This is a genomic window from Kitasatospora sp. NPDC059747 (genome assembly GCF_042732955.1).
In the GTDB taxonomy this organism is placed as follows: Bacteria; Actinomycetota; Actinomycetes; order Streptomycetales; family Streptomycetaceae; genus Kitasatospora.
The window spans coordinates 6759-20999 of sequence record NZ_JBHWGV010000070.1; the positions used below are offsets into that span (position 1 = coordinate 6759).

Below are 14241 nucleotides of genomic sequence, written 5' to 3' on the forward strand. Positions count from 1 at the left end.
CCCCTTTTTAATCACCCGCCCCCCCCCTATATCAACACTCTAATTTTCGGCGGCAGCTTCTGTTGTGTAAAAGAGACTGGTTTAAGTTGGGGCCCCGGCCGTCCGAAGAACCCCGGCCGGCCGGGCCTCGCCGCAGGTCAGAGGGGGTGCGACGCGCAAGGCAGGACCCCCCCGAACCTGCCTGGAACTCCATGCGAAACTTTTCACATGTCTGCCATGGCGCGCCCCCGCCCCCGTGTCGCCGCAGCCGCCGCCGCTACCGCCGCCGCCGCTGCGCTCGTCCTCACCGGATGCTCCTCGTCGGGTTCGTCGAGCAGTGGTGACGGGCAGCTCGGGTTCGTGACGGTCAAGGGCACCAACGTCTCCAAGGCGGAGGCCGGCCACCGCGAGGACGCGCCGGACATCGCCGGGGAGACCCTGGAGGGCAACCAGGTCAAGCTCTCGGACTACCGCGGCAAGGTCGTCGTGCTGAACGTCTGGGGCTCCTGGTGCGGGCCGTGCCGGGGCGAGGCGGACGACCTGGAGCGGGTCTGGCAGAAGTACAAGGACCAGGGGGTCCAGTTCCTCGGCGTCAACACGCGCGACACCGAGAAGGCCAACGCCCTCCGCTTCGAGCAGGAGAAGGGCGTCACCTACCCGAGCATCTTCGACCCGGCCGGCACCCAGCTGCTCAAGTTCCCCAAGGGCAGCCTCAACCCGCAGTCGATCCCGACCACGCTGATCATCGACCGGGACGGCAAGCTCGCCGCCCGCGCCGTCGGCGGCACGGTCGACGACGCCCTCGAGTCGGTGCTCCAGCCGGTGGTCGCGGAGCCGAAGCAGTGAGCGCGGAGGCCGCCGGCACCGTCCTGCGGCTCGCCGACACCACCGCGACCGTGCAGAGCGGGGCGCTGCTGGTCGCGGCGCCGGTCGCGCTCGCGGCCGGGCTCGTGTCGTTCTTCTCGCCGTGCGTGCTCCCGCTGGTGCCGGGCTACCTGTCGTACGTGACCGGCTTCTCCGCCGCCGACCTGGCCGACGCGCGCGGCACCCGGCGCGGCCGGATGCTGCTCGGCGTGCTGCTGTTCATCCTCGGCTTCACCGCCGTCTTCGTCTCCACCGGCGCCCTGTTCGGCTACTTCGGCCAGGAGCTGCAGGGCTACAAGCGGACCATCGACATCGTGCTGGGCGGGCTCACCGTCGTGATGGGCCTGGCCTTCATGGGCCTGGTCCCCGGGCTGAGCATGCGCGAGGTGCGCTCGCACCGCCGCCCGGCGGTCGGCCTGCTGGGCGCCCCGGTGCTGGGCGTGGTGTTCGGCGTCGGCTGGACGCCCTGCATGGGCCCGACCCTGACCGCGGTGCAGAACCTGGCGCTCAACCAGGCCGACGCCCAGCGTGGCGCGCTGCTGACCACCTTCTACTGCCTGGGTCTCGGCGTACCGTTCATCCTGGCCGCCGTCGCCTTCCGCCGAGCGCTCGGCGCCTTCGGGTGGGTCAAGCGGCACTACCCGCTCGTCATGAGGATCGGCGGCGGCATGCTCGTCGCGGTCGGTCTGCTGCTCGTCACCGGTGTCTGGGACGCGATGATGTACCAGCTGCAGTCCTGGACCGCCGACTTCCGGATCGGAATCTGACCGTGAGCAACACCACGACCGACACCGAGCAGCCGCCCCCGGCGCCGGCCGACGCGGCGGCCGAGCGGCTCAGCACCGCCCCGGTCGAGTCCGACGGCCCCACCGGCATAGGGGTGCTCGGCTGGCTGCGCTGGATGTGGCGCCAGCTGACCTCGATGCGGGTCGCGCTGATCCTGCTCTTCCTGCTGTCGCTGGCGGCCATCCCGGGCTCGCTGATCCCGCAGAACGGCCAGAACCAGTTCAAGGTCGAGACGTGGAAGGCGCAGCACACCACGGTCGCGCCGATCTACGAGAAGCTCCAGCTGTTCGACGTCTACAGCTCGGTCTGGTTCTCGGCGATCTACATCCTGCTGTTCCTCTCGCTGGCCGGCTGCATCGTCCCGCGCACCTGGCAGTTCGTCGGCGTGCTGCGGGCCCAGCCGCCGGCGGCGCCGCGCAACCTGACCCGGATGCCGGTCTACGCGGCCTGGCGCACCGGGGCGGACGCCGAGGTCGTCAACGCCGCCGCGCACCGGCTGCTGCGCCGGCGCCGGTTCCGGGCGCACCTCGCCGGCGGCGCGGTGGCCGCCGAGAAGGGCTACCTGCGCGAGGTCGGCAACCTGCTGTTCCACCTGTCGCTGTTCGCGCTGCTCGGCGGCTTCGCCTGGGCGAGCCTGGCGGCCGGCACCGGCGGCAAGCTGATGGTGGAGGGCGACGGTTACTCCAACACCATCACCCAGCTCGACGACTTCACCGGCTCGGCCTTCTACACGAGTGACGACCTGGACCCCTTCTACCTCAAGCTGAAGGGCTTCACGGCCAAGTTCCAGGACCAGGGCGACCAGATCGGCGCCGCGCGGCAGTTCACCGCGAACGTCGAGTACTACGCGGGCGACGACGCCGCGAAGCTCAAGCAGGGCACGATCGAGGTCAACCACCCGCTGGAGATCGGCGGTTCGAAGGTCTTCCTGATCGGCCACGGCTACGCCCCGGTCATCACCGTGCGCAACGGCAAGGGCGAGGTCGTCTACACCGGCGCGACGCCGTTCCTGCCGCAGGACGCCAACATGACGTCGACCGGCGTCGTGAAGGTGTCCGACTACGGCATCGGGCCGAAGGGCACGAAGACCCAGATGGGCTTCTCCGGCTTCTTCCTGCCGACCGCCCCGCTGAGCTTCGCGGGCACCGGCCCGATCTCGCTCTTCCCGGGCGACGCCGCCCCGGAGCTGGTGCTGAACGCCTACGAGGGCGACCTCGGCACCGACTCGGGCCTGCCGCAGAACGTGTACCAGCTGAACACCAGGAACATGACCCAGCTGCAGCTGGACGAGCAGCCGGCCAAGGCCCTGCTGAAGCCCGGCCAGGGCTGGACCCTCCCGGACGGCTACGGCAGCGTCACGTTCGAGGGCTACAAGCAGTGGGCCAGCTTCAACGTCTCGCACCGTCCGGGCAACGCGATCGCCCTGACCGGCGCGGTGCTGGCGATCCTCGGCCTGATCGGCTCGCTGTTCGTGCAGCGCCGCCGGATCTGGGTGCGGGCGGTCGCCCTGCCGGAGGGCGGCACCCTGGTCGAGCTGGCCGGGCTGGCCCGCAGCGAGTCGGCGAAGATCGCCGAGGAGCTGGCCGAACTCGCGGTGGACCTCCAGGACGACGCCCCGGCGTCCGAGGAGGACGAGGACGACGAACCCGACCGGGCACCGGAAGCACCCGCGGACCCCACAGCCCCTGCCGACCAGAACTCCAAGGAGTAGACGGTGCATCTCGCCTCGGGGGTCGACCCACAGCTGGCCGACCTCTCCAACAAGCTGATCTATTCGGCGATGGCGGTCTACACGATCGCCATGTTCGCCCACATGTTCGAGTGGACGTTCGGCAGCAAGGGCGCCGTCGCCGTCCGCTCGAAGGAGCAGTCGGGCAGCCTGGCCGAGACCGTCGCCGCGGCGGGGAACCAGCCGGCCAGGGCCGCGAAGAAGGTCACCGTCACCGTGGCCGGCGCGGGCGGCGGCACCACCACGCTCACCCGCACCGCCCTGGCGGGCGAGGGTGCCACGGTGGTCACCAGCGGCCGCGGCGACGACGAGGTGGACGGCCCCGGCGCGGCCGGCAGCAGCGAGAAGGCCGACCTGGCCGGCCGCATCGCGGTCTCGCTGACCGTCCTGGCGGCACTGCTGCACGTGGGCGGCGTGGTCACCCGCGGCCTGTCGGTGTCCCGCTGGCCGTGGGGCAACATGTACGAGTTCTCCTGCGCGTTCGCGCTGGCCATGACGGCCGCGTACCTGGTGCTGCTGGCGGCGAGGAAGAACGTCCGCTGGCTCGGCCTGCCGGTCACCGTCGCGGTGCTGCTCACGCTCGGCATCGCCACCACCGTGCTCTACACCGACTCCGAGCAGCTCGTCCCCGCGCTGCACTCGTACTGGCTGGCGATCCACGTCTCCACCGCGATCTTCTGCGGCGGCGCCTTCTACGCGGCCTTCATCGCCACGCTGCTGTACCTGTTCCAGGACTCCTACCACCGCCGGGTCGAGGCCGGGCTGTACGAGTACCTGAAGCCGGGCGCCGCCCGCACGGCCGGCAAGCAGCAGAGCGACCTGCGCACCGGCCTGGCCCGCGTCCGGGTCTCGGTCTGCAACCGCCTGCCCGCCGCGTCGACGCTCGACAAGCTGTCGTACCGGATCAACGCCCTGGTCTTCCCGCTGTGGACCTTCACCATCATCGCGGGCGCGATCTGGGCCGAGGCGGCCTGGGGCAAGTACTGGGAGTGGGACCCGAAGGAGACCTGGTCGTTCATCACGTGGGTGGCCTACGCCTGCTACCTGCACGCCCGCGCGACGGCCGGCTGGAAGGGCCGCAAGGCGGCCTACCTGGCGCTGGCGGCCTTCGCCTGCTGGCTCTTCAACTACTACGGCGTGAACATCTTCGTCACCGGCAAGCACTCGTACGCGGGTATCTGACCGGAGCGGAACACACCCACCGGCCCGGCGCTCCACGGTTGGAAGCCGGGCCGAGGTGCGACAGGGGTAGTTCGTGCCGGCCGCCCTGTGCCGGTACGGGGAGGAACTGAGGAGGAAATCGCGCAATGGAGTGCGACGAGGTCATGCTGACCGTCCGAATCACCGCCGCAGAGCGCACGCTGCTCCGCCGGCTCGCCCAGGGACACCGCAGCGACGTGTCCGAAGTGGTGGCCGACGGGCTGCTGGACATCATCCCCACGATCAGCTCGCCGTCCGACGCCTACCGGCTGCTGGGCGCCCTCACGGCGCCCGCGCCGTGCGCGCTGACGGTCTGGCTGCCGACCGCGCTGGCCGACCTGCTGGTGCCGGGCGCGGCGAGGCTGGCCCAGGTGACGGGCATCCGGGTCGAGTCGGCCAGTGCCATGCTGGGCGCCGCACTGCGGCTCTGGCTGGCCCAGGACCCGGTCCGGCTGGCCGCCAACCTGAGCGTGATGCACGCCGGCCGCCCGTCCGCGCTCGTCGCGGCGTAGGGCGGCGTAGGTGGCGTAGGGCGGCGGGCTCAGCAGGCCAGCGGCAGCCCGGTGCCGCCGAGGTCCGGCGCGGTGGGGCGGCCGTCGAAGCCGTCCCGCCGGGCCGAGGGGACGCACGGGCCGTCCAGCGGCTCGGTGAGCAGCCGGCAGTCGGCCGCCGTCCGGCCGTCCTGGATCAGCAGCACCCGGACGGGCACCCGGCGGCCGTCCGGGGCCCCCTCGCGGACGGCGCGCACGAGGCAGGGCCGGTCCAGCTCGATGTAGCGGTCGAACGAGGAGACCAGTTCGACCGGGGCGACCGGTTCGGGGTGCCGCAGCCGCTGGGCGGCCTGCCGGGCGGCCTCCAGCACCAGCATCCCGGGCACGTGGTCGAGCGTGTGGTCGAACAGCACCGGGTGCGCGGCGTCCGTCCGCAGCACCCAGCTGTCGGGCAGCAGGGTCGGGCTGAGCACGACGTCGGAGGGGTGCGCGCGGCCGACCAGCTCGGGAGTCGTGGGCGGGCCGGGGCGGACGGGCGTGACGCCGCGCCGCGCCGGGCCGCGCAGCCGCGCGTAGGAGGCGGGGGAGATGACCCGCAGCTGCCCCGAACCGCGTCCGACCGTCCGGCCGCCCCGGGTGATCTCGGCGTGCATCCGCAGGGAGGCGAGCCGGCCGCCGCGCATCCGGACGTCCTCGCAGACGGCGTCGAGCATCAGCGAGGCGGGTTCGGTGGTGACGGCGAGGCCGGCCAGTCCGGCCGGGCCGAGCGAGTAGTCGAGGTCGTCCATCGCGAAGTGGTGGCCCTTGGGCACGCCGAAGCCCACGTGCCCGATCAGCAGACCGGCCTGCCGGACGGTCTCGGCCATCAGCACCGGGTCGTGGTGGCGGTCGCCGGGCAGCCGGTAGAAGCCGTGCATCCGGGGCCACTGGGCGCCGATCCGGAACTCGTACGGGCCGGCCGCCTGCCAGCCGGTGAGGAGCACCTCGGACACCGAGGTGCGGTGGACGAGGTGGCGGGAGACGGTCCGTTCGTGGAAGTCGTAGCCGGTGACGGGGTGGGCGTAGGGGTCGCGGGCATCCGGCTCTACGATCAGTGGCATGACGGGCCCCACTCCAGGGTGTCGGTCGAGCGGCCGGTGCGGACGCTTGGCAAGCAAAACATACAGACCACCCGGTTTGTGAGTCGCGTTCGGGGTCGCCCCCGTCGGGCGGCCCGACGGGACCACGCTACCGGGCCTCTGGGCTGCGGGAATGCCTGGCGTCCGGCACCCAGGACCTTGGGCGGGGGTCCCTCCCCGCTGGACGGCGGGGTTGGCCGAGGCGGTAGATTAGATACCAACCATGCGGTTTAGGTGGCGTCCGTCCGCATGCGAGGCGTCGTACCCCACCTCGTCGGCGCCCTGACACCAGCCGGGCGGCGGGGCCGCGGCCGGTCGAGTCCGGAGGGGCCTCAGTGGTCAAGCAGGAACGCGCGGGGCGGACCAGGCAGGCCGTGCTGCTCGCCGCGGCGAGCACGTTCGCGGACGTGGGCTTCGAATCGGCGAGCCTGGTCGACATCAGCCGCCGGGCCGGCGTCAGCAAGGGCGCCCTGTACTTCCACTTCGTCTCCAAGCAGGCCCTCGCCGACGGCGTGCGCGCCGCGGCGGGCCGGGAGATCGGCTCGGCCGCGCTGCGGGCCCTGCGCGCCGGCGGGCCCGCCGTCCAGGACCTCGTCGACCTCTCGCACGAACTCGCCCGGCTGCTGCGCGAGGACGTGGTGGTCCGGGCCGGCGTCCAGCTCGGCCGGGCCGGCCACGGCCCCCGCCGGGACGCCGCCGACCCGTCCGGCTCCGGCGCGGCCTGGCGCAGCTTCACCGCCGTCGTCCACCGCCTGCTCGGCCGCGCCGCCGAGGCCGGCGAACTGCGCCCCGGCATCGACCGCTGGGCCGCCGCCGAACTGCTCACGACGCTCGCGGCCGGCCTGGTCCTGCTCGCCGCCGAGGACGCCGCCCGGCTCGGCCCGGAGGCCGTCCGCGGGACCTGGGCGGCCGCGCTGCCCGCCCTGGTGGACACCGGCCGCTGCGCCGCCTACCGGCTCTGACGCCGGCCGGCCTCGGGGCCCGGTGGGCCTCAGGGAGCCTCAGAACGCGTCAGGAAGCCGCCGGAACGCGCTCGACGACGCTCAGCCTGGTCAGCGCGTGCGGCTGGACGAGACCGGGCAGCAGCAGCGTCCAGAGGTCGGCGATCCGCTCGATGAGGTCCTGCCGGTCGGTCAGCACCTGGGAGCTCAGCTGGATGCCGGTGACGGCCCCCTGCAGCACCAGGGCCGCGCCGCGCAGGTCGATCCCCGGGTGCAGCTCCCCGGCCTCCTGCGCGCGCTCCAGCAGCTCTCGCGTCGCGTCCGACCAGCCCTGGTAGGCCGCGACCTGGGGCTGGGTGAAACTGCCGTGCTCGATCGTCAGACGGATGCTGCCGCGCACCAGGACGTCGTCCTGGAGGGCGCGGGCGAACGCGTACGACAGGTCGATCAGGGTCTGCATCGGGCTGTCGGAGGACGGCTCCCAGGTGGCCAGCCACGCGCTCTGGCCCTCCAGGATGACGGCCAGCGCCAGCTCCTCCTTGGAGCGGAAGTGGAAGTACAGCGCGCCCTTGGTGACGCCGGCCCGCTCCAGGATGTCCGACATCGTGGCGGCGGCGTAGCCGCGCTCGTCGAACACCTCGGCCGCCGCGAGGAGTACCGCCTGGCGGGTCGCCAGTGCGCGGGCCTGCCTGGCCATCGCAGCCTCCCTGGATAGTTCTGGTACCTCGGCAGCGGCCGATCCTATGGGGGCCGACGGGCGGGCGGGCCGCATACCGTCCAGTAGGTATCCTACCGAGCCGCTCGCGGCCCGGTCCGGGGCTTCCTCCGGGCCGGCCCGGCCGGGCGGGTACGAACGGCGGAACCGCGACGGCCGGCCACCCGGTGGGGCGGCCGGCCGTCGGCGGCGAATCGTCAGGAGGGGCGGGCCGTCAGGCGGCCTGCTGCCAGCTGACCGGCGAGTAGTAGGCCGGGCGGCGCTCCAGGCGCTGCCAGTTGGCGATCGGCTCGACCGGCGCGACGGCGGCGGCCTGCTGCGCGGCGGCGGCGCGCGCCATCAGGACGGCCGTGAGGGCGGCCAGCTCCTCGTCGGAGAGGGAGCCGCGGACGATACGGACGAGGGGTTCGGCGGAAGCGGTCATGGTGTGTGGTTTCTCCCCCGGGCTGTGGTGTGTGGTCTCGCTCGGTGCCGTGCGCCGTGGGGCGCGCGGTCTTCCGGGTGCTGCTGCGACGCGGTGGCCCGCGACCGCTACATCGGCGGGTTGCCGTGCTTGCGGCTGGGCAGGTCGGCGTGCTTGGTGCGGAGCATGGCGAGCGCCGAGGCGAGCACCTCACGGGTCTCGGCGGGGTCGATGACGTCGTCCACGAGGCCGCGCTCGGCCGCGTAGTACGGGTGCATCAGCTCGTTCTTGTATTCCTTGATCTTCTGGGCGCGCATGGCGTCCGGGTCCTCGGCGCCGTTGATGTCGCGGCGGAAGATCACGTTGGCGGCGCCCTCGGCGCCCATGACGGCGATCTCGTTGGTCGGCCAGGCGTAGGTGAGGTCGGCGCCGATGGACTGGGAGTCCATGACGATGTAGGCGCCGCCGTACGCCTTGCGCAGGATCAGCGAGATCCGCGGCACGGTGGCGTTGCAGTACGCGTACAGCAGCTTGGCGCCGTGGCGGATGATGCCGCCGTGCTCCTGGTCGACGCCGGGCAGGAAGCCCGGGACGTCCAGCAGGGTGACCAGCGGAATGTTGAACGCGTCGCACATCTGGACGAAGCGCGCGGCCTTCTCGCTGGCGTTGATGTCGAGGACGCCGGCCAGCGACTGCGGCTGGTTGGCGATGATGCCGACCACGTGGCCGTCGACCCGGGCCAGGACGCACAGGACGTTGGTCGCCCAGCGCTCGTGGACCTCCAGGTACTCGCCGTGGTCGACGATCTCCTCGATGACCTTGCGCATGTCGTACGGGCGGTTGCCGTCCGCCGGCACCAGGTCGAGCAGGCTGTCGTTGCGGCGCGCGACCGGGTCCTCGCTGAGGACGGACGGCGGCATCTCGCGGTTGTTCTGCGGCAGCAGCGACAGGAGGTAGCGGACCTCCTCGATGCACGACTGCTCGTCGTCGTAGATGAAGTGCGCCACGCCGGACACGCCCGCGTGGACGTCGGCGCCGCCGAGGCCGTTCTGGCTGATCTTCTCGCCGGTCACGGCCTGGACGACGTCCGGGCCGGTGATGAACATCTGCGAGGTCTCGCGGACCATGAAGACGAAGTCGGTCAGCGCGGGGGAGTACGCGGCGCCGCCGGCGCACGGGCCGAGCATGACGGAGATCTGCGGGATGACGCCCGAGGCCTTGGTGTTGCGCTGGAAGATGCCGCCGTAGCCGGCGAGGGCGGTGACGCCCTCCTGGATGCGGGCGCCCGCGCCGTCGTTCAGGGAGACCAGGGGCGCGCCGGCCGCGATGGCCATGTCCATGATCTTGTGGATCTTCTGCGCGTGGGCCTCGCCCAGGGCGCCGCCGAAGATCCGGAAGTCGTGCGCGTAGGTGAAGACGGTCCGGCCGTGGACGGTGCCCCAGCCGACGACGACGCCGTCGGTGTGCGGCTTCTTGGCCTCCAGGCCGAAGCCGGTGGCGCGGTGCCGGCGCAGCGGCTCGACCTCGTGGAAGGAGCCCTCGTCCAGGAGCAGGTCGATGCGCTCGCGGGCGGTCAGCTTGCCCTTCGCGTGCTGGGCCTCGGTGGCCTTCTCGCTCGGGCCGCGCCGGACCTTCTCGCGCAGTTCGTGCAGCTCGGCGACCCGACCTCGGGCGTCGGCCGGGATCTCCGGGATCTCGCCGCCGACCGGCGCCTCATGCACAACCGTCATCTCGAACCACTCCAAGGGTGAGGGAACTGTCCGACAGCCAACGTCTGCTGTGCCCCCGGCTGCGAATCACTTTCTTCACTTATGACTGTACGAGGGGCCGTGCGCTGGTTTCGGCGTCGATTCCGTACAAGGTCGGGAGCGTTTGGCTGTCAGGCCTGCACAGAAGCGACCGGGCCTCACCCGATGCGCTCGGTGTCCGTTCGAATACCGGGGGTTGTCGGACAGATGATGGTCCGATGATCTGAGCATGAAGGAAAGCGCAGGTCAGGGCCGTCACCCAGGAGCGTAGGCGAGCCGACTGGGGCCCCGCTCAAGCGTCGCTAAAGTCTGGTGGGACGACCGGGGGAAGTCGTGGTAGTGGGGCCGAAGTCGTAGGGAAGCGCCAAAAACGCCACAGCCCACCCGACGCCTGCCGGGTGGGCTGTCCGAGCGATCCCCCGAACGGGCCGGGTCAGCCCTTGGAACCGTCCTCCGGCTCGTCCTTGCCGCGCAGCTCCCGCTCGCGGCGGCGCAGGTCCGCCTCCCACTGCTTGAGCATGTCCTCGTGCCCCTTGTCGTCCTTCTTCAAGGAGGCGAGGAACTCCGGGTCGTCGTCCGGTGCGAGCGGACGGCCGCCGCGCGGGCCCGCGTGCTCCGGACGGCCGGAGGCCGGCCCGCCGCCGGCGACCCGCGCGCCGCCGCGCTGCTTGCCCGCCACGAGCCAGGCGATCGAGCCGACCAGCGGGAACAGCAGCACGATGATCACCCACACCACCTTGGGCAGGTGCTTCACCTCGTCCTCGGGCGTGGTCAGGCAGTCGATGAAGGCCCACACCCACAGGGCGAGCGGAACGACGAAGGTCAGGATCCTGAGCACGGCGGCGATCTCCCCCGGCGACGGCGAGTGTGGCGGGCTGCGTCCTGGGGCCCTCCCCGGGGGCCCTTGACGAAGCCAGGCTATCGGGTGGCGGATACTGACTGGCATGGCATACGACGATCTCCGCTCGTTTCTCCGGGCCCTCGACCGCGAGGGTGACCTCAAGCGCATCAAGGCGGAGGTGGACCCGCACCTGGAGATCGGCGAGATCGTCGACCGGGTGCAGAAGGCCAAGGGCCCGGCGCTGTTGTTCGAGAACGTCAAGGGCTCGTCGATGCCGCTCGCGATGAACGTCTTCGGCACCGAGCGGCGCCTGGCCAAGGCGCTCGGCCTCAAGGGACCGGACGACATCTCCGAGAAGATCGCCGGCCTGCTCAAGCCCGAACTGCCGCAGGGCTTCACCGGCTTCCGGGACGCCTTCGGCAAGCTCGCCTCGATGGCGCACGTCCCGCCGCGGCACGTGAAGGACGCCCCGGTGCAGGAGGTCGTGCTCACCGGCGACGACGTCGACCTGGACGAGCTGCCCGCGCTCTTCACCTGGCCGATGGACGGCGGCTCCTTCTTCAACCTGGGCCTCACCCACACCAAGGACCCGGACACCGGCATCCGCAACCTCGGCCTCTACCGGCTCCAGCGGCACGACCGCCGGACGATCGGCATGCACTGGCAGATCCACAAGGACAGCCGCAACCACTACGCGGTGGCCGCCAAGCGCGGCGAGCGCCTGCCGGTCGCGATCGCCTTCGGCTGCCCCCCGGCCGTCACGTACGCGGCCACCGCGCCGCTGCCGGGGGACATCGACGAGTACCTGTTCGCCGGGTTCGTCGCCGGTGAGCGCGTGCGGATGGTCGACTGCAAGACCGTCCCGCTCCAGGTGCCGGCCGACGCCGAGGTCGTGCTGGAGGGCTGGCTGGAGCCCGGCGAGATGCTCCCCGAGGGGCCGTTCGGCGACCACACCGGCTTCTACACGCCGCAGGAGCCGTTCCCGGCGCTGAAGATCGACTGCGTGACGATGCGCCGCCGCCCGGTCCTGCAGTCCATCGTGGTCGGCCGCCCGCCGACCGAGGACGGCCCGCTGGGCAAGTTCACCGAGCGGTTCTTCCTGCCGCTGCTGAAGATCATCATCCCGGACATCGTCGACTACGACCTGCCCGAGGCCGGCGGCTTCCACAACTGCGTGATCGTCTCGATCGACAAGAAGTACCCGAAGCACGCCCAGAAGACGATGCACGCGATCTGGGGCGCGCACATGATGTCGCTGACCAAGCTGATCATCGTGGTGGACGCGGACTGCGACGTGCACGACTACCAGGAGGTCGCCTGGCGGGCCTTCGGGAACGTCGACTACAGCCGCGACCTGACGGTCGTCGAGGGCCCGGTCGACCACCTCGACCACGCCTCCTACCAGCAGTTCTGGGGCGGCAAGGCGGGCATCGACGCGACCCGCAAGCTCCCCGAGGAGGGCTACACCCGCGACGGCGGCTGGCCCGAGATGGTCTCCTCGGACCCGGCCACGGCCGCTCTCGTGTCGCGTCGCTGGAAGGAGTACGGGCTGTGAGCACCGGAGTCGGTACGCTCGGCAACGGAGGACAGGGCGAATCTCCCCGCACCCGCGGGGGTGTGTCGGCCTTCCTGCGCCTGGTGATGATCGAGCACTCGGTCTTCGCCCTGCCCTTCGCCTACATCGCCGCGCTGACGGCCATGTTCCTCGCCGACAAGCGGGTGCACTGGGGCCAGCTGTTCGTCGTCACGGTCTGCATGGTCGGCCTGCGGACCTTCGCGATGGCCGCCAACCGGATCATCGACCGCGAGATCGACGCCCGGAACCCGCGCACCGCCGGGCGCGAACTCGTCACCGGCGCCGTCTCCCTGAAGACGGCGTACACCGGCTCGGCGGTCGCCCTGGTGGTGTTCCTGGGCGCCGCGGCCATGCTGAACCCGCTGTGCCTCGCGCTCGCGCCGGTGGCCGTCGTGCCGATGGTCGTCTACCCCTACGGCAAGCGGTTCACCGACTTCCCGCAGGCGATCCTCGGACTGGCGCAGGCGATGGGCCCGGTGGGCGCCTGGCTCGCGGTGACCGGCACCTGGTCCTGGGAGGCCGTCGTGCTCGGCGCGGCGGTCGGGATCTGGATCGGCGGGTTCGACCTCATCTACGCCTGCCAGGACGTGCAGTCCGACCGGCACGGCGGCGTGCGCTCGGTGCCGGCCCGCTTCGGCATCCCGGCGGCCATCCGGGGCGCCCGCGCCTGCCACCTCGTCACCACGGCCCTGCTGGCCTGGTTCGGCGTCCTCACCGGCGCCGGCGTCGCGTTCTGGATCGGCCTGGTCGTCGTGGCCGGCGCGTTCGTCTACGAGCACACCATCGTGCGGCCGAACGACCTGTCCAAGCTCAACCGCGCGTTCTTCCAGACCAACGGCTTCGTCGGCATCTCGCTGTTCTTCTTCGCCCTGGTGGACCTGGTCATCCGGGGGCTCGGGGTCTGACCGGCGGCCCCCGGGCGCGCTCAGCGGAACAGGGCCGCGTGGTCGGCGGCCCAGTTGCGCAGGCTGCGCGGCGGGCGGCCGGTGATGTCCTCGACCGTGCTGGTGACCGGCTCGGGGTCGCCGATGCGGGCGTGGATGAAGTCGAGGGCGCGGTCGACGATGGCCGGGGGCCAGCCGGCGGTGAGCATCCGCAGGCGGGCGGCGTCGCGGGGGAGCTCCTCCCAGCGGGCCGGGAGGCCGACCGCCTCGCCGATGATCCGGACCTGCTCCTCCTGGCTGGGGGACTCCGGGCCGGTGAGCACGTACCTGGCGCCCTCGTGGCCGTCCTCGGTGAGGGCCCGCACGGCGACGGCGGCGATGTCCCGCTCGTCGACCAGGTTGAGCCCGGCCCCGCCGCCGAAGCCGCGGACGGCGGCGTCGGTGCGGATCTCCTCGGCCCAGCGCAGGGTGTTGGCGGTGAAGCCGTGCGGGCGCAGGAAGGTGTACCGGACTCCGCTGCCGGCGATCAGGGCCTCGATCGCGGCGTCCGGCCGGCCCGGCGACTCGGAGCCCCGGCCGGGCACGTCCCGGACGGCGGCGGAGGAGAGGAAGACCACCTTGCGGACGTGCCGCGCCATCGCCGCGACGGCGGCCGCGGCGCCGTCGGCCGTCGGGTAGGGCCAGATCAGGAAGGCGGCGTCGGCGCCGGTGGCGGCGGCTTCCAGGCTGTCCGGGTCGAGCAGGTCGCCCTGGACGTACCTGGGCTGCCGGGCCAGGTCCGGGTGGCGGGTCAGCGCCCGGACGCGCACTCCGGAGGCGAGCAGCTGCAGGGTGACGTGCCGGCCGACGGTTCCGGTGGCGCCCACCACGAGTATGTCCGACGAGCCGTCAATTCGCTTCTGTGTCATGTCTCGACGGTATGCGGCGAAGATGAGACCCCCCATGCGCGCGGATCTCCGGTTCATG

14 protein-coding genes are annotated in these 14241 nt (G+C 71.9%); 8 read left to right on the forward strand and 6 right to left on the reverse strand.

Annotated elements, in window-relative coordinates; genetic code table 11:
* Positions 1-207: 207 nt before the first annotated feature.
* The 5 genes from ACFV4G_RS27310 (at position 208) to ACFV4G_RS27330 (ending at position 5070) form a co-directional block, all read left to right on the forward strand.
* On the forward strand, positions 208-825 hold the full coding sequence (locus ACFV4G_RS27310) for a TlpA family protein disulfide reductase (protein ID WP_380444728.1): 618 nt from the start codon (positions 208-210) through the stop codon (positions 823-825).
* Entirely contained in the window at positions 822-1610 is a 789-nt protein-coding gene (locus ACFV4G_RS27315; protein ID WP_380444729.1) for a cytochrome c biogenesis CcdA family protein, read from the forward strand. The genes ACFV4G_RS27310 and ACFV4G_RS27315 overlap by 4 nt, the downstream gene beginning before the upstream one ends.
* Positions 1611-1612: 2 nt before the next feature.
* On the forward strand, positions 1613-3340 hold the full coding sequence (locus tag ACFV4G_RS27320; protein WP_380444731.1) for a cytochrome c biogenesis protein ResB: 1728 nt from the start codon (positions 1613-1615) through the stop codon (positions 3338-3340).
* A gap of 3 nt (positions 3341-3343) precedes the next feature.
* Complete coding sequence (ccsB, locus tag ACFV4G_RS27325) at positions 3344-4540, forward strand: c-type cytochrome biogenesis protein CcsB (protein WP_380444732.1); 1197 nt, start codon at positions 3344-3346, stop codon at positions 4538-4540.
* A 125-nt stretch (positions 4541-4665) separates the two neighbouring features.
* Positions 4666-5070 carry a hypothetical protein gene (locus ACFV4G_RS27330; protein ID WP_329929021.1) on the forward strand — a complete coding sequence of 135 codons (405 nt, stop codon included), beginning with the start codon at positions 4666-4668 and terminating at the stop codon, positions 5068-5070.
* A gap of 29 nt (positions 5071-5099) precedes the next feature.
* Here the strand turns inward: ACFV4G_RS27330 and ACFV4G_RS27335 are convergent, their stop codons facing one another.
* Positions 5100-6149, reverse strand: a complete 1050-nt coding sequence (locus ACFV4G_RS27335) for a ScbA/BarX family gamma-butyrolactone biosynthesis protein (RefSeq protein ID WP_380444734.1) — start codon at positions 6147-6149, stop codon at positions 5100-5102.
* Between the two features lie 353 nt (positions 6150-6502).
* Here ACFV4G_RS27335 and ACFV4G_RS27340 point away from each other — a divergent pair, with 353 nt between their 5' ends.
* Positions 6503-7129: a ScbR family autoregulator-binding transcription factor gene (locus ACFV4G_RS27340; protein WP_380444735.1), complete on the forward strand. Its 627-nt coding sequence runs from the start codon at positions 6503-6505 to the stop codon at positions 7127-7129.
* 49 nt (positions 7130-7178) lie between these two features.
* Here ACFV4G_RS27340 and ACFV4G_RS27345 read toward each other — a convergent pair whose 3' ends face one another.
* From ACFV4G_RS27345 to ACFV4G_RS27360, 4 genes are all read right to left on the reverse strand, one after another.
* The gene (locus tag ACFV4G_RS27345; RefSeq protein WP_380444736.1) at positions 7179-7805 is read right to left on the reverse strand and encodes a ScbR family autoregulator-binding transcription factor; all 627 of its coding nucleotides are present in this window, start codon (positions 7803-7805) and stop codon (positions 7179-7181) included.
* Positions 7806-8037: 232 nt separating this feature from the next.
* Entirely contained in the window at positions 8038-8247 is a 210-nt protein-coding gene (locus ACFV4G_RS27350; protein ID WP_380444737.1) for an acyl-CoA carboxylase subunit epsilon, read from the reverse strand.
* A gap of 107 nt (positions 8248-8354) precedes the next feature.
* A complete protein-coding gene (locus tag ACFV4G_RS27355; protein ID WP_380444738.1) occupies positions 8355-9956 on the reverse strand; it encodes an acyl-CoA carboxylase subunit beta in 1602 nt (533 codons plus the stop codon).
* Positions 9957-10407: 451 nt separating this feature from the next.
* Positions 10408-10812, reverse strand: coding sequence for a PLD nuclease N-terminal domain-containing protein (locus tag ACFV4G_RS27360; protein WP_380444739.1), 405 nt, complete (start codon positions 10810-10812; stop codon positions 10408-10410).
* Between the two features lie 106 nt (positions 10813-10918).
* Here ACFV4G_RS27360 and ACFV4G_RS27365 point away from each other — a divergent pair, with 106 nt between their 5' ends.
* A complete protein-coding gene (locus tag ACFV4G_RS27365; protein WP_380444741.1) occupies positions 10919-12370 on the forward strand; it encodes a menaquinone biosynthesis decarboxylase in 1452 nt (483 codons plus the stop codon).
* Positions 12367-13296 (forward strand): menaquinone biosynthesis prenyltransferase MqnP, encoded by a 930-nt coding sequence (mqnP, locus tag ACFV4G_RS27370; RefSeq protein WP_380444742.1) that lies wholly within the window; start codon positions 12367-12369, stop codon positions 13294-13296. The genes ACFV4G_RS27365 and mqnP overlap by 4 nt, the downstream gene beginning before the upstream one ends.
* Positions 13297-13316: 20 nt before the next feature.
* Here the strand turns inward: mqnP and ACFV4G_RS27375 are convergent, their stop codons facing one another.
* Complete coding sequence (locus tag ACFV4G_RS27375) at positions 13317-14183, reverse strand: NAD(P)H-binding protein (protein ID WP_380444744.1); 867 nt, start codon at positions 14181-14183, stop codon at positions 13317-13319.
* Positions 14184-14241: the final 58 nt, after the last annotated feature.